General features: G+C 63.9%; 2 protein-coding genes. Both read left to right on the plus strand.

The annotated features are described in order from the left end of the window. On the plus strand, positions 1–722 hold a 722-nt coding region (locus ACP5E6_RS18630; RefSeq protein ID WP_427956901.1), incomplete at its 5' end, for a hypothetical protein. Positions 723–831: 109 nt separating this feature from the next. After that, the coding region (locus tag ACP5E6_RS18635; RefSeq protein ID WP_427956904.1) for a hypothetical protein at positions 832–2,104 on the plus strand (1,273 nt) is incomplete at its 3' end.

Genomic DNA, 2,104 nt, shown 5'->3' on the forward strand with positions numbered 1-2,104 from the left:
GCAAATCCCGCCCGCACGGGATTTTCATCACGGCGGCCCGGTCGATTTCCGAGGGACTGATCGAGCCGATGGAAGGGATCTCGCTCCCGGTGATTGGGCGACTGGCGATCTTCGGCGAGATCGAGGGACACGGCAGAATTCAGGATGGGGCGGCGCGCCGACCGCCGTATCTGGTGGCGGCGCTTGTTGCGCGACCCGACAAGGACAGTCCTGCCGCGATCCTGCGCGCTTATGCCCATCCGGTTGCGTCCCGTTCGCATCTGTTGCTGCTCGACAGCGACAACGAGCGTCTGACCCTGCGCAATCTGATCGATCTGCAGGGATGGTTGGCCAAGGCGCGCAACGTGTTGATGACGATCGAGAAGCCGCAGTTCGATCTGGGTCCTGAGTTCGACCCGACGGCGCCGGACGCCAGCGCGGACGCGCGTCCCCCGATCATTCCGGATTTTGTGGTTCGGGCCAAAGCGGCGAGCGGGGCGGCAGCTACCGTGATCGTCGAGACCATGGGCTATGACGATGACCGCTACCTCGATCGCAAGCGAATGGTCCACCCGCTGATGCGTGCAGCCCTTGGGGGCGCGCCGATCATTCTGCATCACCCGCGCCGCGCGGGATCTGGTGTCACACCCGAGGACAAGGAGTTCAAACGTCTCCTGCTCCGGGCCATCTTCCAGCAGATCGAGCCCGCGAGCGATCGACCGCGTCAGCAGGTCACTGCGTAGTCCTGACTCTTTCGTTTTATGCTTCACGACAAAGTGAAGACCTCCGTTTCTCTCAAGAGTACGCACTTGCATTCGCGGTCGCGAAGGTCTCCATCAAAGGAGATCGATCATGCGTTTTGCTTTAGCTGTTCTTCTGGCGAGTCTGCCCGGTCTGGCGATGGCGGCGTCGGGTCCCGATTGTGCGGTATCGGCTGCAGACCTTGGGCAGGTGGCGTCGGCGCACCCGCTGGATTTACCAAGTTATCCCACGCCGGTGATGCCGGCCGCCAACCGGCCGGTGTTGGCGTCGCCTGCCAAAGCACTGCCGACGACGAAACCGGTGCCTGCGCAGGTCAATTCGAAACCGGCGGTTCCTTCGGCTGATCCGCCTCTGTTACCGTCCGTCGCCGCTTTGCCGCAGGCCCAGCTTGCCCCGTCGCCCGCGCTGGCTGCTGCGCCCGCACCCACGCCGACATCAGGAACACCGGCAGCCCCGGTGCTCCATTCGGTTCGCGACCTGCCGATGCCTGCCGGGGTCAAGCAGATCCCGGCCGCCGAGATCGCTGCGGTTCCCGCGTTGCGCCAGATCGCCTCGCATGGTGCGAAGCTCTACGATATCGGCACGATCGACGGGATGCGGGGGGTCTTCGCCCGAAGCGGATCGCTGTTTTCGGTCTTCTACATTGCCCCCGATGGCCGGTCGGAGATCCAGGGCGAGATGTGGAGCGACCATGGCAAGAACATCACGTTGAGCCAGGTGGCGGCAATCCCCGGTGTGCTGCCCACGGTGACGATCGGCAAGATCGGCAAGCATGAGGCGGTCGCCCATGCTTATGTTCATCGTAGTGGTGCGTCGCATACGGCTGCGGTAACAACCGCGACCCCAGCCCCGATCGGCAGCGACAAAACCTCTGCTCCGAATGCCCCGCTGCCAGTCCCGATCAGCCCGGCGCAGAAGGCGAAGGAAGTCGCTTCGGTGTTCCGGATGCTGCGTTCGACCGATCACGGGACGGTTGGACCGGCGAACGCGCCACATCTCTGGATGCTGATCGACCCGATGTGCATCCATTCAATCCACGCGATGCAGGCGCTGGCGCCCTATGTGAACGCGGGAAAGCTCCGGTTGAGCGTTATTCCGTTGTCGATCCTCGACTATGAGGACAAGGGCGAGAGCACGGTAAAGGCGAAGGTGATGGTCAGTCGCCCACCGACGCGAATGGTCGCCGACTGGATCGACAAGGGGCTGCCGGAGACCGCCAGTGCCGGTGCAGCGGGCCGCCTGGCGCGGAACATGGCGGTGGCGCGTTATATCGGGCTGACCGGCACACCGACATTGCTGTGGCATGCTCGTGACGGGCTGATCGGCCGGAGCAATGGCAATCCGGGGGATCTCGCTGCGGTCA

Origin of the sequence: Acidiphilium sp. (genome assembly GCF_049977125.1) — a bacterium.
GTDB lineage: Bacteria > Pseudomonadota > Alphaproteobacteria > Acetobacterales > Acetobacteraceae > Acidiphilium.